This is a genomic window from Nitrospina watsonii (assembly GCF_946900835.1).
Lineage (GTDB): Bacteria > Nitrospinota > Nitrospinia > Nitrospinales > Nitrospinaceae > Nitrospina > Nitrospina watsonii.
Genome location: NZ_OX336137.1, coordinates 752475 through 775024 on the forward strand (window position 1 = coordinate 752475; position 22550 = coordinate 775024).

Consider the following 22550-nt stretch of genomic DNA (forward strand, 5'->3'; position numbering starts at 1 on the left):
TATTGCTTGGGAGGATTGAGGCATCATGGGCAGCATGGAACTTCATCCAATGAAAGAAATCAAAATCATTGTCGAAGGGGAACACCTTCATTTTGTGACGGATGTCCTGGATCGGATCAAAGCCAGCGGCTACACGATTTTCAGCAATATCTCCGGAAAAGGGCATCACGGATTCCACGAAGGTCATTTGATGTTCAATGACACGAGCAGCTTGCAGATGATCTTGACCGTTGTCCCCGAAGAGAAACTGGACCCCATTCTCTCTGCGCTCAAGCCTTTTCTGGAACGCCACTCAGGCGGTGTTTTTGTATTGGAGGCCAGTGTGCTGCGGCGAGACCATTTTGCCCCGAAAGAATCATAGATTTTTTTGAGCAACACGCCTGAGCAACACCCCATAGAGACGTGCTTGATCCATCCCTCCCGCTATAGGGCAGAAACAAAGTCGGCGCGAAACTCAACAAGGCCAGGCCCAACAGAATCCAATACGTCGTCAAGGATGAAACAGGTTTGGCATCTGGCATGAGCGCGCCCGATCAGTTATGCAGAATCATTTGGGTGATCACCACGTAGCGCCCCAGTTTGCCCGCGGTGACCAGCAGTAAGAAAATCATAAGGTTCACGCGCAACACCCCTGCCGCGACGGTGAGGGGATCTCCCACCACAGGCACCCAGGCGAAGAGGAGCGAGGCAGTGCCGTACTTTTCGTAACGCATCAGAGCGGCCTCGATTTCCTTGTTGGAAGCCGCGGCAAACTTTCGTTGATACATGTGCATGCCCCCGTAACCCAGACCGTAATTCACCACGGAGCCAAGCACGTTGCCGAGGGTTGCAACCGCAACCAGCACGATAGGGTCCATGCCGTTGATGAGCAGCGCCCCCAGCACCACTTCCGAGCTCAAAGGAAGAAGGGTCGCCGCAAGGAACGATGCGGTGAAGAGGCCGATGTATCCAAAATCGATTAACGATTCCAATTGTCTGCTTTCAATGGAGGTGGTTGAGCGATCACGAAATTTTGGGATTCCTGAGGCCTGGAAAGGAATTGCCGATGCAGGAACCGTTTTCTGCCATGTATGGTACTTGATCTTGCCGCAATATTGTAGGGCGCGGGATGCACCGGAAGAATGGATGGGTCGGGTTGGTCCCGTCCATATATCTGAACCCTGCATTGAGAAACGAAGCAGTGGACATTTTAGGCCAAAGAGTTACTATTGGGATGGTACGAGCTCCTTGAAGTCGGCAATACTGGAGTAGGTGGAGTTCCTTTTCGAACTGTTTCCGGTGACCGCACGTGGCTCCTCAACCGGTATTCAAGCGTTACACCCTCGCAAACTGGCGCGGGGATATGGCCGGCGGCATTTCCGCCGGCATCGTCGGCATCCCTCTGGCTCTGGCCTTTGGAGCGCAATCGGGGCTGGGTCCGGTTACGGGATTTTACGGCGCCATTGCGCTGAGCCTGTTCGCCTCGGTGTGTGGCGGCACGCCCACACAGATCAGCGGTCCCACCGGCCCCATGATCGTCATCGCTGCCCTCGTCGTCAGCAATTCCATCCAGACTGCCGGGAGCCTGGACGCGGCGCTTCCCACCATCATTGCCACCTTCTTTTTCGCCGGGCTGATGCAGGCCGTCTTCGGGTTTTTAAAGTACGGCAAATACATCCGGTACATCCCGTACCCGGTGGTGTCCGGATTCATGACGGGCATTGGCGTCATCATCATCCTGCTGCAGATATTCCCGCTGGTGGGGAAGGAGTCGCCCAAAGGCATTCACAACATCCTGCGGCAACTTCCGGAAATGTTTTCAAATTTCAATTATGAGGCGGCCGGCCTGGGCGGCGTCACCATCGCCATCATCTTCCTGTTTCCGAAAATCACCCGAACCGTTCCCAATATTCTGTTGGCGCTGGTCACCGTTTCCGCGCTGGCGGTGTGGACGGACTTTCAGGTCACCAACATCGGCGCGATTCCTTCGCAGTTGCCCGATTTTCAACTGGGGCTTCTGTTTGACTGGGAGCTGATGGATCTGGAACTGATATTTTATTCGGGCATCACGCTGGCGCTTCTGGGCAGCATCGACTCCCTGCTCACTTCGGTGATTGCGGACAACGTGACCAAAACGAAACACGACAGCAATCAGGAACTGATCGGGCAAGGGCTGGGCAACATGATGGCCGCATCCATCGGTGGCATTCCGGGGGCGGGCACCACGATGTCCACCCTCGTCAACACCAACTCCGGCGCGAGGACACGGCTCTCCGGTGTCGTGCACGCCGTGTCCTTGATTCTGGTACTGGTGATCGCCGGGCCGTGGGTCTCGAAAATTCCCACCCCGGTTCTGGCCGGCATTCTGGTGACCGTCGGCATTGGCATCATCGACTACAAAGGACTGAAGCACATTCTCCGCCTGCCACGCGAAGAAACGGTCGTCATGATTGCGGTGCTGCTCATGACGATCTTTGCCGATCTGATTCAGGCCGTGGCGCTGGGCATGATCTTGTCCTCCATCCTGTTCATGAAAAAAATGGGAGATCTCGCGGAAACGCAGACGGAAGTCATGTCGCTGGGATCGTATTCCAGCTCCAATTCCAGTCCCGGCGTGCAGGAGGCTTTGGGCGAGGATGAAACGCTGTGCCTGACGAAGGAGATGGAGGAAGCGGTGTTTGTGAAGCAGCTGCGCGGACCGTTGTTCTTTGGCTTCGCCATGACCTTTCAGGACATCGCCAAGCAGTTCCAGAACACGCGGGTGGTGATCCTGAAGATGGCCGAGGTGCCGTTCATCGATCAGACCGGCCTGTTCGCCATGGAAGAAGTGACGCTGGACCTCAAGAACCGGGGCATCGCCGTGTTCATTTGCGGCTTGCAGGATCAGCCCCGTGACATGCTGACCAAGATCGATTTGATCCCCAGCCTGATCCCCGAAAACTTTCTGTTCCCGGACCTCGCCACCTGCGTGGACTTCTTAAGCCGCCGCCAATCGCTCGACTTTTCCGAAGAGGAGTAGAAGCGGGGCGGGGTCACCTGCACTCCGTGGGCAAATGACCCCTGCCGCATCGATTCACTCAGTGATGAATTGAACTTTGACGGGGGTGGGGTTGGTGACGACATCGAAAATGGGCGAATGCTTGACCAGTTCCGCCAGTTTCTTCTTGTCGGCATCGGTTTTTACTTTGAAGTTGATTCGAATTTCCTTGTAGCCCTTCCGCACCGCCGGATCCAAATCGAGAAACCCATGGAGGTCGATGTCCCCTTCGTATTCGGATTCGACGTTCTCCAGATCGATGCCGGCTGCCGCGGCATGGTAAACGAGGGAGGTGGTCATGCAGGCGGAAAGAGCGGTTAAAAGGTACTCAGCGGGATTGGCCCCCTGGTCTTTCCCCAGAAGCGCCGGGGGTTCGTCGGCCTGGAATTGGAAAGGGCGGCCGTGTTTCAACTCCTGACAGGTTCCGTAATAATCGTCAAACTCCACTTTGTTTTGAGCGCCGTCCTTCCAGGTGTTGCGGGCGCGGAATTTGAACTGGGCGAGTTCGGGTTGGCCTTTGACGGCCTGAATGGTTTCCTCGAGTTGGGTCACGTTCACCCCATTGACGACTTTTTGATTTTGCGCGGCTTGGTTTGACATGGTGTTCCCCTTCGTTGAATGAAGTTAAATTTAATTAACCGTTTAGTTAGATTTGAGGGTTAAAAAAATCATTCCTCAATGAGGTTCTCGATGGCTTTCACGGCCCGGTCCAAAGGCCAGGGCTCGCGGTATTCCTGTCCAGCCATGATCGCCCCACACACGATCAGGTAATAGGTGTCCGTAAGCTGACTCACGTTCAGAGTTTTGTATTTCGGGTCTGACTTTTTGAGGTTTCGCACGCCCTCTGCGATCAACTCCCGAAACCGGTCGATGTAAATCCGGGCTTCTTTCACGAGAATGTGGTCGGCGTCGGGGAATTCGGAAATCATGTTGAAGTAACCACATCCCCGGTAATCGGTTTTGAGCATCGCTTCACGGACAAAATGGATCACTCCCAGGTACTGCCCTTTTACGGAGGGTGCCTTCCGCATGGCTTGCTTCAGGTTTTCCAGATCCTCCTTCCTTTTGCACTTCAGATAAACGAGACACAAATCCTCTTTGGTGGAAAAGTGAGTGTACACTGTCGGCCGCGACACCCCCGACCGCTCGATCACCTGGTCGATGGTGGTGGCCTGGTAGCCCTTCTGGAAAAACAGATCGGACGCGGCTTCAATGATTTTCTCTTTGGCGCTGGAACGGGTTCGGGGCATAGTGCCGTCACTTTAAACTTAACTGATTAGTTAGTCAATTAAAATGATGAGAAATTTACCTAGCGCGGCCACCAGCGGCATGGAAGATCATAACTTATTGAAAAATTAAAGGAAGGTGAGAGCGGGGCGGCGGCTTTGGAGGGGAGGGATGCGGCCGGCCGAACCCCAACCCCTTGCGGCATCCCCTGCAATAAAAGGGTGGCGGGGAAAACAGGGTTGGCCTCCTCCCCCATTTCTTTTATGATGCCCTCCATGTCTGTCACCCTCTACCACAACCCGCAATGCAGCAAGTCCCGCGCCACGCTGGAGCTGCTGCAAGAGCAGGGCATCCAGCCGGAGATCGTCGAGTACCTCAAAACGCCGCCGTCGGCGAGCGAACTGAAAACCATTCTGGCGCTCTTGAACCTGTCGCCGCGCGAGTTGATGCGCCAAAAAGAAGATGAGTATGAGGCGCTGAACCTCGACGATCCCGCCTTCCCCGACGACGAACTCATCGATGCCATGGTTCAGCATCCCATCCTGATCGAACGCCCGATCGTCCTCGCCAACGGCAAAGCCGCTCTCGGCCGCCCGCCGCAGCAGGTCCTCGACATTTTGTAATCCTCTACAGGTCTTGGAGTGACGGGGAGGGGGAAGGCCGCAAGGCAAGCAAAGAAAAGCGCGCAGCCGTTGGGGGCAGGGGAGCGGGGCGCGGTTAGCGGGTTTCGGACGCTTCGTTGTAACGCAGCATGACGTTGTAGCCGGGGATGGGTTGGTCGTTTTCCATGCGCACCACGCTGTCCTGAAACGCTTCGCACTGGAAGCCGTGCTCTTTGGCCACGGTTTCGATGTAGCGGTGCGAATGGGCGTAGCGTCCGGTCGGACGCAGAACGAAATCGCCGTCGTCGATTTTTTCCACCGAAAACAGAAACCACGCGGCAGTCAGGGCGTGTTCCCGCACGGCCTCAAACAGCGGCGTCAGGTTGCCGATGTACACCAGCACGTCGGCGGCGATGAACAGATCGTACTGCACCGGCGACCGGTTGAGGAAATCGACCAGGCCTTCCTCGAACAACGCATCGTAAATGTTTTTCTCACGAGCCTTCTGCACCATCTTGCCGGAGAGGTCCACGCCCATCAGGCGTTCCGCGCGCGACCGGAACGCCTCGCCGGAAAGCCCGGTGCCGCATCCCAGATCGACCGCGCGCTCGAATTTTTTCTCCGCCGGAACCGCCGCGTCCAGCATCTGCCGCAACTCGATCGGCGACTGGTAACGCAGCGAGACCACCAGTCGCTCTTCAAACTCCGGCGCCGCCTTGTCGAACAGGCGCACCACGTAGTCCGGCGGCGCGGTGTCCGTCGTTGTGCCGTCCAGCGAATCGATCATGTGCCGTGCCGAGGGGCTGGCCGGGTCGAGCGCCAACGCCTTGTCGTAGGCGTCGCGCGCCAGGTCCAGCCGCTGCATCGCGTGATAGATGTTGCCCAGGTTGGTGAAGGCCTTGGCGAAGCCGGGGTTGGCCCGCACCGCATGGCGGTAGGAGGCCAGTGCGTTCTCGCGGTTGCCCAGTTGTTCGTAAAGGTTGCCGAGATTGAAATACGCGTCGGCAAAATCCGGGTTGATCTCCAACGCCCGGTTGTACGCGCTCACCGCCGGCTCCCACTGCTCCGTTTCACGGAGCGCAATGCCCAGGTTGTTCCAGGCGTGAACGTGTTGGGGATTCAGCTCGACGGCGCGCTCGAACTGCTGCTGCCCGCTGGCGACATCGCCCAGCATACACAGCGCGTTGCCCAGGTTGAAGGCGTAGTCGGGATCGTTGGGGTCGATCTCCACGGCGCGGCGAAACGCCTTCGCCGCAAGATCGGTGTGACTCCGCTCCATCTCCAGCAATCCCAGGTTGAACCATGCCGGATCGAGCCGGTCGTTGATCTCCACTGCTTTCCGGTACGCGTCCGCGGCCTCCTGCAACTGTTTCTGTTCGCGCAGCACTTTGCCGAGATTGTAGTGGGCCTCGGAAAATTCATCGTTCACGGCGAGGGCCTGGCGAATCAGTTTTTCCGCTTCATCGCTGTTTCCCGCCTGAAAAGCCAGCACGCCCAGAATGTGCAGCGCATCGAACTGATTGGGATCCAGTTTTAGAATTTGTTGCAGACAGTCGCGGGCTTCATCCAGGCGCGCTTCATTCAACGCCCGGGCCGCTTCCTGCAGCAGTTGGTCGATATTCAGGGAAGGAATTTCCAAAGCCGGTCCTTTTTAAGAGAAGCCCGTGGGTTTACTGAAAGCCGCCGGTGAAGGATCGAACCTTCATTAGGATTTTATTAAATTTAGTGGAAAGCGCAACCACGTTCCGCATTGTTTCTTGCGCCATTCGCGATGGAATGAGTGGGTTCAATTCCTTCTAGCATAAATAATGCTTTGTCGTGTGGAACCGCTCACTTACACTGGGTGCCGGACAGGGGTGATTGAAATGGTGACTTGAAAGGAGGCATGGATATGCTTGCCGCATCCAAAACAGGGCTTTCCTTATGTGCTTGTCTGCTTGGGATATTGGCGACCCAATCGGCCTTTGCCCACGGCATGAGCGAAGCCGAGAAGAACGCCATCATCGAGGGCGGCAACCTTCAGTTCATGTGGCTGGGAGCCAGCCACATGCTCACCGGTTTCGATCATCTGTTGTTTGTGTTCGGGTTTGTGTTTTTTTTGACCACGTTCAAGGATGTCGTCAAGTACGTCACCGCGTTCACGCTGGGCCACAGCATTACCCTGGTTACGGCGACGCTTTGGGGCATCACCGCCAACTATTATTTGATCGATGCGGTCATTGCGCTCAGCGTGTGCTACATCGGGTTTGAAAACATCGGTGGCTTCCGCAAGTATTTTGAGACGTCGCCGAATGTGCTGTGGGCCATTTTTCTGTTCGGTTTCATCCACGGGTTCGGCCTGTCCACCCGTTTGCAGGAGTTGCCTCTCGGTGACGAAGGGATTCTTTTGAAAATTCTTTCGTTCAATCTGGGCATCGAGCTGGGGCAGATCGGCGCTCTGGGCATCATGCTGGCCCTGCTTTATAAATGGCGACGCACACATTCGTTTTTGCAGATCAGCGAAGTGTCCAATCGTGGGGTCATCGCCGCCGGCGTGTTCTTTTTTATGATGCAAATGCATGGCTATTCACACACCGTCAATCCGGATGAATTCGGGTTCCCGGCGGACAGTCACCTGCACGCCCATGAAGAAATGACGACGCCCTCGCAGCCGGCGTTTCCCGGCAGCGAATACCTGATGGACCTCGAAACCGGTCCTCTCCCCGCACCGTAGGAGAAACAAGTCGCTGAGACCCCTGACCCCGACCTCCTCGCTGAATCCGTCCGGCCCATGCAAACAAGCTCTGAATGGCCTTCCCACGGCCCCGATTTGGGTTTGACGGCATTGTTTGGTATAGTTTTAGTCAACCTGAGTTGACATTCCATTCATTCCTTTTCATATAAGACCGATGACTTTAGGAACAAAACCGACCCTGTATTCGACGTCCCCGCATTTTGTGGAAGCGGAACACCTGTTTCTGCAATGCCTGCATTGGGAGGGCCTGGATCAGATAGTGGCCCGCGATCCTTTGCGGATGCGCGAGTTTGAAGATGCCCTGGAGTTCGCCCTGGGCGAAGCATTTCACACCGGTGAAGAATCCGAGGAGCCGCACCGTTTTCTGCATCGCGTGCTGTATGCGATCAATCGCATGAAGCTGTTCTGGTACGACGATCTGGACCACTACATCAATGAGAATTCCACGTACCTGTTTGCGATCCGCAACCGCATCGAATCCGCGTGGCAGGACTGGGAGAACAAGTCTTTCGCGGTGGAGCGTTTTGAAAACATCGACGTGAACCGGGCGCTGAAGCAACGAGTGGTGGCCGATCTGGAACGGCAACCATCCGCGGAGGATGTGTACATCCAGAAGGAGATGGGGGAGGCGGGATACCGCAGGTTGATCGAGATCGCTTCGGTCGGCGGGTTGGTCGAGGCCAGCCAGTTGTCGCGCATGCTGGGCGGCGTCGGCAACGAAGTGCAGTCCATGCTCACCCGGATTTTTCTGGAGGAATACGGCGGTGGCCGCCTGAACCGCAAGCACTCCTCGTTTTTCCTCACCATGCTGGAAACCTTGAAGCTGGACACGCGCCCGGAGGCGTATCTGGATCGATTGCCCTGGCAGGTGCTGGCGAACATCAACCTCAGTTTCACGTTGTGCGAGCAGAAACGTAATTTCCTGCGTTATGTCGGCGGCCTGCTGTATTTCGAAACTTCGGCGCCCCTGGACTTCGGCACCTTCAAGCTGGCGGGCGAGCGGCTGGGCCTGCCTTACGATGCCTGGGGCTATTGGGACATCCATGTGAAGGAAGACGAACGGCACGGGCGTTGGATGCTGGACGATGTGGCGCTGCCCCTGATCGAGCGTTACCCCGAGCGCGCCTGGCAGATGGTGTTCGGCTACGACGAGCAGAAACGCTTCAACGAACGCGCCGGGAAAGCCACCCTCGCCTCCATCCAAAAAGCCGAAACGGATTGACCGGCACGTCTTTCTGAATTGACTGAATTGAAAAAGGCCTGGCGGCACCCGTCAGGCCTTTTCTTGTCCGTGCTGCACAAGCTGCGTCCTGAACCGCTGGAGGGAGGCAAGCGAATGAGCGGCTCTATCTTAAACTACAGCTTTTGACTTAAAACTTGAGGCGCACGCCGCCGAAGATGCGCCGGTCATCCCCCGGATAGAACGCCGCCTGGTTGAACGCCGTCGGCGTGGCGATCGTCGAAAAAGTGGAGATGAAGTTTTTGTCCAGCATGTTGCGGCCGTTGGCAAACAGGTCGATGCTCTTGTTGACCGTGTAGCCTGCGGTGAAGCCGAGGATGGCGTAGCCGGGCGCTTTCAGCCGATTGGAAAAATCGACGTAGGCGCTGCTCGCGGCTTCCAGAGTCGGCGCAACGAACCACTTATCCTGATGCGCGTAACGCAACTCCGTCTGGTAGAAATGCGGAGGCTGGCCGGGCAGCGTGTTGTCGCCGTGCTGCGCGTTGCCGTCGAAATTGAAATCGCTGTAGGTGTACGCGTTGCGCCATTGCAGGCGGTCGCCGCCCTGCAGCAGGTTTTCCACCAGCAGGAAATCCAATCCGGCTTCCACACCCTGATGGATGGTGGCGTCCGCATTGAAGGTGGACGCGGGAAATCCCGGGCCGGTGGTGAACTGCAACAGTTCGTCATCGACCCAGGCGCGGTACAGCGCGATGTCCCAGCTCGCGCGGCCGTGCTGGCCACGTGTGCCCACTTCCACCGTCCAGGCTTTTTGCGCCGACAAGGGCACGAAGCCCGCCGCGCCGCCCTGCGTCAGGTTGGTGAAATCCGGCGGTTCGTAACTGCGGGTGACGTTGGCGAACATCTGAATGGCGGGGGTGTGGTGGTACATCACGCCCACACGCGGGTTGAAGGTGGCGGTGGTCTGGGAATCGCTGCGGGCCGGATTGAGCTTGTTTTCCGCCTCGCGTCCGGCATAGATCACCTGGCCACCGGTCACCAGCGCCCACTTGGGATTGAAGTAAAAATGGTTCTCGCCGTACAGCACCACCGTTTCCGCCGAGAGATCCTGATCCGCGGTCAATGCGCCGCGCGCGCCGCCGATGTTCTGGAAGACCAGCGCGTTGGTGTGGCCGAACTGGGAAAGCACACCGCCGCGGAATTCGTTTTTATATCCACTCAAAGTATAGGTGCCATAGGCCTGCGCGAACACACCGTAATCGACGCTGGTCTGGTCGATGACACCGACGAACGAGGTGATCGGGTGGTACAGGTTTTTGTGATTCACGTATGCGCCGACGTCCGCAAACCGGCCTCCGCCCAGATCGAACGTGGTTTTGTTGGAGAAACGCACCGAGTTGATGTCGCGTTGCCAGTTCTGGGTGATGGCCGAGGGGTTGGCGTTTTCCGGGTTGCTGAGGGCTTCTCCCAGCGTGAGCGTGCCCGGCAACTCCTGTGCGATCACATTCGTGCTCAGGTAGAACCGGGTCTCGACGGTGTCGGACAACTGCAGGCCGTAGTTGCTGTTGAACTTCACGTTTTCCTGATCCGCATGGTCGCGGAAGCCGTCGCTGGTGGTGGCGGTGACGCTGACGAACAGGTCGGACTTGTCAAACTGGTAGCCGGACTGCACATGCAGGCGGAAGGTCTGATCGGAGCCGCCATCGAAGCGGAACATCTGTCCGGGGTGGCTCTTGCCGTTTTTGGTGATCAGGTTGATCGCGCCGCCCAAGGTGATGCCGCCGTATTGCAACGCGTTGCCGCCTTTATAGACTTCGATGCGTTGCAGCGCCAGAAAGTCCATTTCCTGGAAATCGCCGCTGCCGTCGGCCAGGTTATAGGGGATGCCGTCCTGCAACAGGCGCAGCCCCAACAGATGAAAGCCGCGTGCCAGACCGGAGCCGCGCAGGGACAGCCGCACTTCCTCGCCGAACCGTTTCTGCGCGTACGCCCCCGGAACCAGCGCCAGCGTGTCTTCGAAGTTGAGGGTGTAGGTGTCTTCAAACGTTTCCTCCGCCACCACGTTGACGCCACCCGGTGCTTTTTTGATTTCTTTTTCCGCTTCTTCGTTGCTGGGGACGGTCAGCGTGCCCGCGCTTTTTTCCTTGGGAGCGGTCACCTGAATTTCTTCCATGACGATGGCCTTGTCTTCGGCCAATGCCGGGGCGCCGCCCGCCATTCCCCCCAAAACCAACGCAACCAATATTCTGAAAACGAATTGTTTCTTATTGAACACAGCAACCTCCTGATCGACTCATTGGGTTCGATAGATTAAAGCCTGTGCGTTCCGATCGGGAGAAGCCCGGCGGGGTCTCCGTAGTGAAGCACAACGGAACCCGGCTCTCGGACATTCTCCGCATCGAGCGGAACCGGGGCCTGTTCAAAAACTAAACAGAAAGGAAATGAGTCAGGAGAACCGGGGAGGGGGGTGCAAAGGATCGAATGCGATCCGGCGATGGAGGAGAAGGCCGGCCGGTGTCAACCGGTCGCCGTCCGCAGAGAATCCGGAGTGTGAGGCGTTCGGCGTGTCCGCGAAATGGGACACCGGGGCGATGCTAGGGACCGTGCCCTGTGGCAGGCCGCCGCAGTCCTTGCTGATCGAGCACGGGACCGGGTGTTTTCCCCGCGTCCGGGCTTGATGCGGACAGGGACCGTCCTCATGATGGCCATGCTTGGGGCAATGCAGCGTGGCGGCCGGGCCGGCGTGACCAAACGGATTGACGCCTTCATGCACGTGCGCCGAGGCTGCGGCCGGGGCCGCCGTCGCCAGCAAAAAGCCGCCTGCCAACAGGAAAACTGTGAGAATCCGTTTCAACATGGGCAAATAGTATGAAATAGCCCTTAGAAAATCAAGGGCTTTCTCCGCGGCGGGGGCAAGACCGCAGGAAAACGGGCGGGCACCCTGGAAAACGCCTCAATCCGGCCCGGGGGAGGCGTCCCGTTATCTTTTGCGGGGATTAATAATTGAATTCGCTTATTTAACCGGTTTGGTGTATACTGTGTTTTCAAAGTTGATTGAGCTGTTTGAGAATTGGCGGCGATGAGCTGAAAAGCTTTCTTTCTGGACTAAGAAATTCCCGGAATTCCTTCCTTGGCGCGTTTCTGTATTCCACTCCTCTTGTTCTCCTCAAATTAACGAATCCACCCAAATCATTGGGCTGAAGACGCACCTTCAGGCTTGAACTGAAGGATCTGGAAATTTCTGCGCCTTCTCTTTCTCAGCACTACTACTAAAGGAAACTATTTTGAACACTGTAATGACCTGCCCTCCGACCGAGGGCTTTGCCGCGTTGAACCTGATCGACCCGATCCTCCGCGCCATCGAAGAAGAAAAGTACACCACGCCGACCCCGATTCAGACGGAAGCCATCCCGCACCTGCTGGACGGCCGCGACCTGCTGGGCTGCGCCCAGACCGGCACCGGCAAAACGGCGGCGTTCGCGTTGCCTGTGTTGCAGCGGCTGGCGGAATCCAAAACCGTTGCCGGCCCCAAGGGTGTGCGGGCGCTGGTTCTGGCCCCGACCCGCGAGTTGGCGGTGCAGATCGACGAGAGCTTTCGTGTTTACGGACGCCACCTGAAAATGACGCAGGCGCTGGTGTATGGCGGCGTCAAGGCCTTCCATCAGATCCGCGCCTTGAAACAGGGTGTCGATGTGCTGGTGGCCACGCCGGGACGCCTGCTCGATTTGCTCCAGCAGCGTTGCCTGCGCCTGGACAAAGTGGAAATCTTCGTCCTGGACGAGGCCGACCGCATGCTGGACATGGGCTTTTTGCCCGATGTGCGCCGCATCCATTCGGCTCTTCCGGAAAACCGGCAGACCATGCTATTTTCCGCGACCCTGCCGGAAGAAATCCGTCGCCTCATCCGCACCTTTCTGGTGGACCCGGTTCAGGTGACGGTATCGCCGCCGTCGAGCACGGTGAAAAACATCGACCAGAAAATCCTGTTCGTGGACAAGGAAAACAAAAAGGCGTTGCTGGAATCGGTGCTGGCGAATGACGAGGTGAAACGCGTTCTGATTTTCACCCGCACCAAGCACGGCGCCAACCAGGTCGCCAAAAGCCTGAACCGGACGCGCATCCGCGCCGAAGCCATTCACGGCAACAAATCGCAGCCCGCGCGCTTGCAGGCGTTGGAGAAATTTCGTTCCGGCAAAACGCGGGTGCTGGTCGCCACCGACATCGTTTCCCGCGGGCTGGATGTCGATGGCATCACCCACGTGATCAATTACGAACTGCCCAAGGAAGCGGAAAGCTACGTCCATCGCATCGGACGCACGGCCCGTGCCGGGGCGCTGGGTGTGGCCATTTCTTTCTGCGATGCCGGGGAGCGGTCGTATCTTCGGAGAATCGAAAGAGAGATCAACCACGTGGTGAATGTGGATACGGCGCATCCCTACCATTCGTCCAATGTGGCGGCCTCGGGTGGGCGGCGCAACGGGGAAAATGGCGGAAAAGGCCCGCGGCGCGATTCCAATGGAATGCGCCCCCGGACCTACGGCGGGCGGAAAAAGCCGTTCCGTTCCCGCTCTTCCCGCGTGAGATAAGTTGACTGGACGGGTTTGCATTGGCACAATAGGCGGATGCAGACCCGTCCAGGATTTTATTGGATCCTGATAACCTTTAGAAACAGGAGAGTCCTATCATTCAGACCATTGTTTACCAGAATCAGGTCGATCGGGCGTTGAAGGTTTTGAAGCGTCAGATCAACAAGGAAGGCTTGTTCAAAGAACTGAAGCGCCGCCGTTTTTACGAAAAACCGTCGGTGAAGAAAAAACGCAAAATGAAGGAAGCGCAGAAGAAGAAGAAAGTGGCCATGCGCCGCATGCGTTCTTCCTGGCACGGTTGATTGCGTTCGGCGGGGCCTCCCGCCTGAATCAGCACACACCCGGTATCAAGCTTCCGCTTCGGCGGGCTTTTCTTTGCGCTGAAACTTTTCAGTGAGAGCCTGTACCAGCGCATACAGCGAGGGCACCAGCAGGGTGCCGAGGATCGCGGATGCGAGCATGCCGCCAAACACGATCGTACCGAGAGACTGACGGCTGTTGGCGCCGGCGCCGGTGGCGATGACCAGCGGCAGCACTCCCAGCACAAATGAGATGGCGGTCATCATGACTGCCCGGAACCGCAGCCTGGCTGCGGTGATCGCCGCTTCGAACAGGGGCGCGCCTCCCTCCCGTTTCACCTTTGCAAATTCGACAATCAGGATGGCGTTTTTGGACGCCATGCCGATCAGCATGACCAGCCCGATCTGCGCATAAATATCCAGAATGTGTCCCGTCGCTTTCATCGCGAGCAGTGCGCCCAGCACCGCGAACGGCACCGACAGGATCACGCCCCACGGAATCGCCCAGCTTTCATACTGCGCTACCAGAAACAGATAGACGAAGATCAGCGCCAGTCCGAAAATGACGAAGCCCTGCGATCCGGCCTCGATTTCCTGATACGACATCCCCGACCACTCGAACCCCATGCCCGCGGGCAGCGTGCGCGCCGCCAGCTTTTCAACGGCGGCGATGGCCTGTCCGGTGCTGTAACCCGGTCCCGGCGACCCGTTGATCTTCGCCGCCCGGTACATGTTGTACCGCGTCAGCGCTTCCGGTCCCAGAATGGAAGACGTTTCCGTCAACGTGTGCAGGGGCACCATCGCTCCGGCCGCGCTCCGCACGTAAATGCGTCCGATGTCCTCCGGACTGTCGCGGTAATCGGCTTCCGCCTGGATGATGACCCGGTACACGCGGCCGAATTTATTGAAGTCGTTCACATACAAAGATCCGAGTTGCGCCTGCAGGGTGGCGAAGATTTCGGAAACGGGGATGCCCAGCGCCTTGGCCTGCAGGCGATCGACGTCCAGCTCGATCTGCGGCACTTCGGCAGAGAAGGTGCTGAACACGTTCTGCAACTCCGGAAGCTGGTTGGCCTCGAACACGAAGCCGCGCATCGCTGCAGAAAGATCCTGCGGGTCGCCGCCACGCATGTCCTGAAGCTGAAGTTCGAATCCGCTGGCGTTGCCGAGAGCGCGGATCGGTGGCGGGGTGAAGACGATGGACCGTGCGCCCGGCACCTGGCTGGTCATGCCCCAGGTGCGTCCCACCAGCGCATCGGCATACAGGTCCGGTGTGGTGCGTTCCCGCCACGGCTTGAGCACGGCGATGATGGTGCCCGAATTTGGTTTCGAGCCGCTGATCAAGCCGCGTCCGATCAGGGCCACGACGTTCTCCACGCCTGGCAGCGATTGCATCAGGGTTTCGACCTTGCGGACCAGCGCGTCGGTGCGGTTCAGGGAGGCTCCGTCCGGCAACTGGACATCGACGAACAGCACGCCCTGATCTTCCTGCGGGATGAATCCGGTCGGCGCGTGCTGGAATATCCAGTAACTGCCGCCCGCCACCAGCCCAAACACCAGTACGGTGACGGCAAAGCGGCGCACGATGATTTTCACGAAGAACAGGTAGGTGCCGGCGATGCCTTGGAACAACGACTCAAACCAGCGCAGGGCGAACCACGGGCGGGAGGTTCTTTTTTTCAGGAGCGTGGCGCAGAGCGCGGGACTCAGGGTCAATGCGTTGAGCGACGACAACGACACCGCAATGGCGATGGTCACCGAAAACTGGCGGTACAACTGGCCGGTGATCCCCTGCATGAACGCAATGGGCACGAACACCGCAAGCAATACCAGCGTGGTGGCGATGACGGGACCGAACACCTCGCTCATGGCCTTACGTGTCGCGGCTTTGGGTTCGAGACCGTCTTCCAGGTGGCGCTGCACGTTTTCGACGACGACGATGGCGTCGTCCACCACCACGCCGATGGCCAGCACCAGCGCAAACAGCGTCAGGCTGTTGACGGAATAGCCCATGGCGAGAAGCAGGGCGAAGGTGCCGATCAAGGAAACCGGGATGGCCAGCGCCGGGATCAATGTGGCCCGCCAGTCCTGAATGAAAATATAAACCACCAGGATCACCAGGCTCAGCGCGATGAACAACGTCTCCACCAACTCCTGCAATGAATTGTCGATGAACTTGGTGGCGTCGTAGGGAATGATGTACTGGACGTCGTCCGGAAAACTTTCGGACAGCTCCTTCATTTTGGCTTCGATGCGTTTGGCGACGTCCAGCGCGTTCGCTCCCGGCAACTGGTAGATGGCGAAGTTGACGGTGGGCGATCCGTTCAGCCGCGAAAAGGTTTCGAAGGTTTGTGAACTCAGCTCGACGCGCGCGATGTCCTTCATACGCACCACCGAGCCGTCCGGCTTCGCCAGGATGATGATGTCTTCAAATTCGGAGACGTCGGTCAGCCGTCCTTTCGCCTGAATGGTGTACTGGAATTGCTGGGTTTTCGAAGAGGGGGCCTGTCCCACCTGCCCGGCGGCGGCCTGCAGGTTCTGGTCGCGGATGGCCAGCGCCACGTCGTTGGTGGTGACGCCCAGGTTCACCATCTGGTCCGGGTCCAGCCAGACGCGGATGGAATAATTCAACGCACCGAAGATGGTGACATCGCTCACGCCCGGCACCCGCGCCAACACATCCTTGATGTTGATGGTGATGAAGTTGCTCAGGAACAACTGGTCGTAGGTGCCTTGGGGCGAGGAGAAGGCGACGATCTGCAAAAACTCCGGCGATTGCTTCTGCACGGAGATGCCGGAACGCCGGACTTCCTCCGGCAATACCGGCGTTGCCAGCGATACGCGGTTCTGCACATTGACGGCGGCCATGTCCGGATCGGTGCCGATTTCAAACGTGACGGTCAGCGTGTAGGCGCCGCTGTCCGTGCTGTTGGACGCCATGTAGATCATGCCTTCCACGCCGTTGACCTGCGCCTCGATGGGCGCGGCCACGGTTTCTTCCAGCACGCTGGCGCTGGCGCCGGGGTAGGAGGCGGTCACCTGCACGGTGGGCGGTGCGATCTGCGGGTACAGCGATACCGGCAGTTGCGGCAGCGCCGCCAGTCCGGCGATCACGATGACGATCGAGATGACGAACGCAAAACGGGGCCGCTCTATAAAAAAATTGCTGAACATGATTTATGGGGCCTCAGGTGAGGGCGGGGTGTTGGAAGAGGTCTGCACGGTGACGCCTGGCCGCACTTTTTGCAGGCCTTCAACGATCACCATTTCACCGACTTCCAGCCCCTTCTTGACGATCCAGTTGACGCCTTCTTTGGCGCCGGTGGTGATGTTGCGCTTATGCACCCGGCTCTCGCCATCGACCACCAGCACAAACTTGCCGGTCTGGTCCTGCTGAATGGACGCCTGCGGGATCACCTTCTCGGTGCGGATTTCATCACGCTGCACCCGCACTTTCACGAACTGGCCCGGCAGCAGCAGCCTGAGGGTGTGCGGAATTTCCGCCTGCCCGGGCAACACGTTTTTGGCGGGATTGGGAAATTTTGCGCGGACGGTGACGGTTCCTGTTTTTTCATCGACGGTGTGGCTGACGAAATCCTCCACGCCCGGGTGAGGATATTCGGTGCCATTGGGCAGGATGAGTCTCGGCGTGAACGTGGTGGCCTTGCCGCGTTTGATCTGGTTCTGGAATTCGGTCAGTACGTCGCCGGAGTTGACGGTGAACAGAACGTACATGGGGTGCATCTGCACCAGGGTGGCCAGCGGTCCCGTTTCCGGTGACACCAGGTTGCCTTCATGCACGTTGGCAAGGCTGATGCGACCGTTGAAAGGCGCGCGGATTTCGGTGTAACTCAAATTCAAGTTGGCCTGATCGAGGTTGGCCTTCGCTTCCATCAGCGCGGCTTCCGCTCTCAGGAAATCGCTTTCGGCCTTGTCGAGATCGGATTGCGACACGCCGCCCTTGCGCACGGACTGAAGCCGGTCGAGATAGGTCCGGGCGTTTTTCAGCGTGGCTTCGGCCTCGGCGACGTTGGCCTCCGCTGCCTTCACTGCGATTTGATACGGCGCCTGCTCGATGATGAACAACAGGTCGCCCTGGCGGATGTCTTCGCCTTCCTTGAAGTTTCGTTTTTCCAGGAATCCCTGCACGCGGGCGACGAGGTGGACGGTCTTGACCGCCTGGGTGCGCCCCACCAGTTCGTGCGTGCGGATGATTTTTTCGTGCACGACCGGAGCCACGGTGACAGCGGGAGGCGGGCGTTTGGCTTCCGGCGCGGCGACGCTGTCCTGCCGTTCACACCCGGTCAGCGCCACGGCTGCGACCAGCCATAGAATCCAGTTTTGAGATTTGAAAGATTTCACCGCATGTCCTCTGAAATGAAAGAATCCGTTTTTCATGTTTTCATGATTGGGGTTCCGGCTGCGCGTCCGCCATCAATGGCTTCCAGCCGCCTCCCAGCGCTTTGAACAACCGGATCAGGTTGGACACCACTTTGCCTTCGCTGACGGCCAGTCGATCCTGAAAGGTGAACAGCGAACGTTCCGCCTCCAGCACGCCGAGAAAATCGGACAAGCCCGCGGTGTACAGTTCGCGTGCCAGGTTGACGGCGTTCTCGGCGGAAGCGATGGACTTGAGCAGCGCCTCGCGCCGCACCTGTTCCCGGGCGTAATCGATCAACGCGTTCTCCACATCCTTGACCGCGACCAGTACCGCCGATTCGTACTGGATCAACGCCTGTTCCTGGATTTCATCCTGCACTTCAATGTTCTGGCGGATGCGCCCGGCGCTGAACACGTTCCACGTCACCTGCGGCCCGATCTGAAATGCAGTGGCGGGTCCGGTTAAAAAACTCGACGCGGAAATGGATTCCAGTCCGATCGACCCCAGCAGGGTCAGCCGTGGATACAATTCGGACGTGGCGATGCCCACGCGCGCGGTTTGTGCGGCCAGCTCCCGTTCCGCCTGGCGGATGTCCGGGCGGCGGCGCAGCAGATCGGCGGGCACGCCCACGACAACGTCCATCGGCGTCACCGGTACTTCTTTATAGTCCTCTAATTCTTTATTGATGGCGCCGGGGAACTCGCCGAGCAACACCGACAGGCCATTCTTGGCCTGTTCGATGCCGGTTTTCAGTGTCGGGATTTCCGACTTGGTGCTTTCCAGGTTGTACTTGGCCTGTTCCAGCGTGAGCGTGGTGGTCAATCCTGCGCTGAGCCGGTCCTTCACGATCTGCAGGGTTTCTTCCTGTGACCGGCGGTTGCGCTCGGCGGCTTCGAGCCGGGCCTGAAAGGTACGGATCTCGATGTAATTCAGCGCCACCTCCGCGACCAGCGTGACCAAGGTGTCGTTCAACTGTTCCTTGCGGGCTTCCACCGAGGCTGCCGCCGCTTCCACCGATCTTTGTATGCGGCCGAACAGGTCGATTTCCCAGGTGGAGTCGAAGCCTGCGGAATACATGGTGAACTCGCCGCCGCGCCGGAACAGGGTTTCTTCACTCATGCGCTGCCGGGACGTGCCGCCGACGGCATCGATGGTGGGGAAACGCTCCGACCGGGCGATGCCGCGCCGGGCGCGTTCCTCCCGCACCCGGGACTGGGCCAGCTTGAGGTCGAGGTTGTCCTCGACGGCCTTGTCCACGAGCTGGGTGAGCAGCGGGTCTTCCAACGTTTGCCACCATTCGGCGAGCATCTCCGGCGTCACCAGCTTTGCCGGAATTTCAGGCGTGGCGGAGTCTTCCTGCGACGCCTCGTCGGTTTCTGTTTTGGATGTGAACTTCTTGTCCTCCACCTGGGTTTGGAACCCGGTGGGCATCTTCGTTTCCGGCGGCACGTAGTCGGGACCGACGGTGGTGCAGGCCGCGAACAGCAGCCAGATGGAACCGGTCAGCGCACGCACACCCGGCGTGCGGGAGGCAAGGGAACTCGTGGGAGTTTCTGAAGGTGGCGTCATCGTTGTGGCTCGGCTCATCAGGAAATCATGGCTCCCCGCATGGACGCCGCGCCTGCGACCACGCCTTCCACCGGGAAGGTGATGCGTTCGGTTTTGTCCTGCATTGCGATGATGTAAATCAACGGCAGAAAATGTTCGGGTGTGGGCACCGACAGGCGCGCCGTTTCCCCGAGATGATCGAAGTTCAGAATACTTTCGTGATCGTTTTTTAGCAAAAATTGTTTGATGGACTCATCGAAAGACGCCGCCCAGGGGTAGGGCGAGGTGCTGGGGTTGGGATCGAAGAAATCCAGATTGTGCACGATGTTGCCGCTGCCCAGAATCAGCACGCCTTCCTCCCGCAAGGGTTTCAGTTCGCGACCGATCTCGTAGTGACCCTGGGGTGACAGGTTGCGGTTGAGGCTCAACTGCACCACGGGGATGTCCGCCTGCGGGAACATCCACGACAACACGCTCCAGGTGCCGTGATCCAGCCCCCACGCAAGGTCCGGCAACACCGTTGTGCGCGTGACCAGCGACTGAATCCTGTTTGCCAGTTCCGGGCTGCCCGGAGCCGGGTACTGGAATTCATGGAGGGCCTGCGGGAAATTGCCGAAGTCGTGGATGGTGCGCGGCTGTTGCATCGCCGTCACGTAGGTGCCGTTGGTTTCCCAGTGGGCGGAGATGGAGAGGATCGCGCGCGGCTTCGCCAGGCTCTTGCCCAGCAATTCCCAGCCAATGCCGAACGGATTCTTTTCGATGACGTTCATCGGACTGCCGTGCCCGAGAAACAGCGCCGGCAGTCTGGATTGTCTGGGGTTCGTCGTTTTATTCATAACAGGTCACTTTTTCAAAAAATGATTTCGAGGCGGTTCCCATCCTTAAAAGGACAGCACGAAATCGTAGTTGCCAATCAATGCATCCGCATTTTCTTCAGAAGGATCGGGCCGGTACTCGACGATCAGGTTTTCCTGTTCCTCCGCGGTCAGTTTGCGGTCCCGCAGGATCAGGTCGCGCGCGTTCAACTGTTGGATGAAACCATTGTCCGCGATGTGCTCGCCCTTGAAGTACAACTGCGTCACCAGTTGCGGGATGCCCGGTGCGGTGACCATGAAGTGCAGGTGCGGCGGGCGGTACCAGCCGTTCTTCATGTCCACCGGATAAAATCCGGGGAGAATGGTTTTGAAGCTGTAGTTGCCTTCTTCGTCGGTGATGCAGCGGCCCCAGTACTGGAAATGTTCGTCGTGCGTGCGCTCCACCCATTCGCCGCTGACAGGATGTTTGAAGCGCATGGCTTCGCGGTCGCCGCGGTGATTGTAGCGTCCGGAGGCGGCGGCATTCCACATGATGATGGCCGCGCCCGGTTGCGGTTTGATCTCACCCTGCCAGCGGAACCACACCTTGCCTTCAATGTGGATGACCTGGCCGGTGGCCGTGCCCGCATGGCCTTGAATGAAAGTGAGGTCGTTGTCGTTGGCCTCGCTGATGGGCAGGCGGAAGTCGAGGTTCTCGCGGATTTCGTGCACCGCGTCCCCCTCGTCCGGGAAGAACGGCCCCAGCGTCTGCCGGGGTGTGGTCAACCGCATCGCCTGTCCCCAGGCGGATCCCGCCACCAACGTTCCGGCGAGGCCGCCCAGGGCGCCGAGCCCGGTTTTCAAAAAATTACGGCGTGAAGAGGAATCGGTGTTGTGTCTCATCGTGCTCCCTCCTGAATCGGGTTGTGGGTGGCAACCTGTTCCGAAAACTGGCTGGCGGCGGTGTCGGTCTTTTTGTTGAAAAAAGTCCGGGCGATCCAGCCATCCACCGAGTATTTGCCGCCGCCGGAAACGATCAACGCCACCGCCATGCCCATCGCCAGCAGGTGGTATTCGTAGCCTTCACCAGCCTGATTGCCGGACCAGTTCATGAAGAAACCGTTGTCCAGGTGAACCATGAACATGGCGCCCATCATGATGCACAAAACTCCGAAAGCGCTGAAGCGCGTCAGGAACCCGGCGATCAAACCGAGCGAGCCAAAAAACTCACCGGCGATGACGAGCAGGGCGAAGACCATCGGCACGCCCATGGTCTGGGTGAAAAAACCGAGCGTGCCTTCGAGCCCGTGCCCGCCGAACCAGCCCAGCAGTTTCTGCGCGCCGTGCGGGAAAATCACCAACCCCAGCAACACGCGCAGGATCACCGGACTGGTTCTGTTTTCGGTTTCAAACATGGTTTTTAAAGCGGTCATGGCATTCATGAGAATTCTCCTCAATCGTTTCAATTGGTTTCAGTATAATTATATCGGCTTGAAACTAAAGTATTTTCGTCAAACCGAACAGGGGTCCCCTCCCCACCCCCTGCCCAGCGTATGACGGATCAGTGCATGCTGGAAATACCGTAAGTGTCGTGGATATAACCCGTCAGGGCATCCAGCCCCAGGGTTGCGGGACCGCGCACCCCGCTTTCAAAAAACTGCGGGTTTTTCGTCACTTCCTGTTTGAACAAGTGCCAGCCGTCGGAAATGGAAGTGTTTCGATAAAGACCTTTCAAGGTGAACAGGCGGCAGGCCGCGTCCGATCCGTTGCCCTGATCCTTGTGAATCGCCGCCGAAAGCAGGCAATGCAGGCTGCCGTCATCCAGCGCAATCTCCCCGGCGGACGCGGTGTACGGGGTGAACGGGTTCTGCGCCTGAGGCTCGGCAAGGGCGCGGTCCGCCTGCGTGGAAAACAGCAGGGCCGCCGGTTCTTCCAGGGGGATGCCTTGCGCATGCCCGCCTCCGTGTGACGCGTGGGCGCTGGCGCTGAAGCCCCAGATCAGAAACCCGAACGCGAGCGCCATCCAGAACGCCGGGTTGCTGCGGGAACCAGAAAGGGAATGTTGGCGAATCGGGCTGCGTGCAGTCATGATCGGGTGCCTCCAAAAGGTCTGAGATAGTATTCAAAATCCATTCGCCATGAATAAAGCAAAACCTGGGCCAAACCCGCATAAAATTTAAAAA

At 58.4% G+C, this 22550-nt stretch carries 19 protein-coding genes; 7 read left to right on the forward strand and 12 right to left on the reverse strand.

All coding sequences use genetic code 11. The features are described 5' to 3' along the window. Positions 1–25: 25 nt before the first annotated feature. Positions 26–361, forward strand: coding sequence for a P-II family nitrogen regulator (locus QML71_RS03360; protein ID WP_282010489.1), 336 nt, complete (start codon positions 26–28; stop codon positions 359–361). A gap of 172 nt (positions 362–533) precedes the next feature. On the opposite strand, the gene QML71_RS03365 is transcribed toward QML71_RS03360, so the two are convergent. Beyond that, positions 534–971 carry a YqaA family protein gene (locus QML71_RS03365; RefSeq protein WP_282010490.1) on the reverse strand — a complete coding sequence of 146 codons (438 nt, stop codon included), beginning with the start codon at positions 969–971 and terminating at the stop codon, positions 534–536. A gap of 317 nt (positions 972–1288) precedes the next feature. Here QML71_RS03365 and QML71_RS03370 point away from each other — a divergent pair, with 317 nt between their 5' ends. Further along, positions 1289–2998, forward strand: coding sequence for a SulP family inorganic anion transporter (locus QML71_RS03370; RefSeq protein WP_282010491.1), 1710 nt, complete (start codon positions 1289–1291; stop codon positions 2996–2998). Between the two features lie 54 nt (positions 2999–3052). Here QML71_RS03370 and QML71_RS03375 read toward each other — a convergent pair whose 3' ends face one another. Both QML71_RS03375 and QML71_RS03380 read right to left on the reverse strand, forming a co-directional pair. Then, positions 3053–3616: an OsmC family protein gene (locus QML71_RS03375; RefSeq protein ID WP_282010492.1), complete on the reverse strand. Its 564-nt coding sequence runs from the start codon at positions 3614–3616 to the stop codon at positions 3053–3055. Between the two features lie 68 nt (positions 3617–3684). Continuing rightward, positions 3685–4266: a TetR/AcrR family transcriptional regulator gene (locus QML71_RS03380; protein ID WP_282010493.1), complete on the reverse strand. Its 582-nt coding sequence runs from the start codon at positions 4264–4266 to the stop codon at positions 3685–3687. Between the two features lie 252 nt (positions 4267–4518). Here QML71_RS03380 and arsC point away from each other — a divergent pair, with 252 nt between their 5' ends. Then, positions 4519–4866 carry an arsenate reductase (glutaredoxin) gene (arsC, locus tag QML71_RS03385; protein WP_282010494.1) on the forward strand — a complete coding sequence of 116 codons (348 nt, stop codon included), beginning with the start codon at positions 4519–4521 and terminating at the stop codon, positions 4864–4866. 94 nt (positions 4867–4960) lie between these two features. On the opposite strand, the gene QML71_RS03390 is transcribed toward arsC, so the two are convergent. After that, positions 4961–6484 carry a tetratricopeptide repeat protein gene (locus tag QML71_RS03390; protein WP_282010495.1) on the reverse strand — a complete coding sequence of 508 codons (1524 nt, stop codon included), beginning with the start codon at positions 6482–6484 and terminating at the stop codon, positions 4961–4963. A gap of 306 nt (positions 6485–6790) precedes the next feature. Between QML71_RS03390 and QML71_RS03395 the strand changes: the two genes are divergently transcribed. Continuing rightward, positions 6791–7558 carry a HupE/UreJ family protein gene (locus tag QML71_RS03395; RefSeq protein WP_282010496.1) on the forward strand — a complete coding sequence of 256 codons (768 nt, stop codon included), beginning with the start codon at positions 6791–6793 and terminating at the stop codon, positions 7556–7558. A 175-nt stretch (positions 7559–7733) separates the two neighbouring features. After that, positions 7734–8801 (forward strand): iron-containing redox enzyme family protein, encoded by a 1068-nt coding sequence (locus tag QML71_RS03400; protein ID WP_282010497.1) that lies wholly within the window; start codon positions 7734–7736, stop codon positions 8799–8801. A 148-nt stretch (positions 8802–8949) separates the two neighbouring features. Here QML71_RS03400 and QML71_RS03405 read toward each other — a convergent pair whose 3' ends face one another. Then, positions 8950–10977, reverse strand: coding sequence for a TonB-dependent receptor family protein (locus QML71_RS03405; protein ID WP_282010498.1), 2028 nt, complete (start codon positions 10975–10977; stop codon positions 8950–8952). 1066 nt (positions 10978–12043) lie between these two features. Between QML71_RS03405 and QML71_RS03410 the strand changes: the two genes are divergently transcribed. Both QML71_RS03410 and rpsU read left to right on the forward strand, forming a co-directional pair. Further along, positions 12044–13345, forward strand: a complete 1302-nt coding sequence (locus QML71_RS03410; RefSeq protein ID WP_282010499.1) for a DEAD/DEAH box helicase — start codon at positions 12044–12046, stop codon at positions 13343–13345. Between the two features lie 98 nt (positions 13346–13443). Further along, positions 13444–13647 carry a 30S ribosomal protein S21 gene (gene rpsU / locus QML71_RS03415; RefSeq protein WP_345742334.1) on the forward strand — a complete coding sequence of 68 codons (204 nt, stop codon included), beginning with the start codon at positions 13444–13446 and terminating at the stop codon, positions 13645–13647. 45 nt (positions 13648–13692) lie between these two features. On the opposite strand, the gene QML71_RS03420 is transcribed toward rpsU, so the two are convergent. The 7 genes from QML71_RS03420 to QML71_RS03450 form a co-directional block, all read right to left on the reverse strand. Beyond that, complete coding sequence (locus tag QML71_RS03420) at positions 13693–16818, reverse strand: efflux RND transporter permease subunit (RefSeq protein ID WP_282010500.1); 3126 nt, start codon at positions 16816–16818, stop codon at positions 13693–13695. Between the two features lie 3 nt (positions 16819–16821). Next, positions 16822–18006, reverse strand: a complete 1185-nt coding sequence (locus tag QML71_RS03425; RefSeq protein ID WP_282010501.1) for an efflux RND transporter periplasmic adaptor subunit — start codon at positions 18004–18006, stop codon at positions 16822–16824. A 40-nt stretch (positions 18007–18046) separates the two neighbouring features. Beyond that, a complete protein-coding gene (locus tag QML71_RS03430) occupies positions 18047–19612 on the reverse strand; it encodes an efflux transporter outer membrane subunit (RefSeq protein ID WP_282010502.1) in 1566 nt (521 codons plus the stop codon). Beyond that, complete coding sequence (gene ygiD, locus QML71_RS03435; RefSeq protein WP_282010503.1) at positions 19612–20409, reverse strand: 4,5-DOPA-extradiol-dioxygenase; 798 nt, start codon at positions 20407–20409, stop codon at positions 19612–19614. The genes QML71_RS03430 and ygiD overlap by 1 nt, the downstream gene beginning before the upstream one ends. 45 nt (positions 20410–20454) lie before the next feature. Next, on the reverse strand, positions 20455–21270 hold the full coding sequence (locus tag QML71_RS03440) for a dioxygenase family protein (protein ID WP_282010504.1): 816 nt from the start codon (positions 21268–21270) through the stop codon (positions 20455–20457). Further along, the gene (locus QML71_RS03445; RefSeq protein ID WP_345742335.1) at positions 21267–21800 is read right to left on the reverse strand and encodes a DoxX family protein; all 534 of its coding nucleotides are present in this window, start codon (positions 21798–21800) and stop codon (positions 21267–21269) included. The genes QML71_RS03440 and QML71_RS03445 overlap by 4 nt, the downstream gene beginning before the upstream one ends. 128 nt (positions 21801–21928) lie before the next feature. Continuing rightward, positions 21929–22456 carry a hypothetical protein gene (locus tag QML71_RS03450; protein WP_282010506.1) on the reverse strand — a complete coding sequence of 176 codons (528 nt, stop codon included), beginning with the start codon at positions 22454–22456 and terminating at the stop codon, positions 21929–21931. Positions 22457–22550 lie beyond the last annotated feature (94 nt).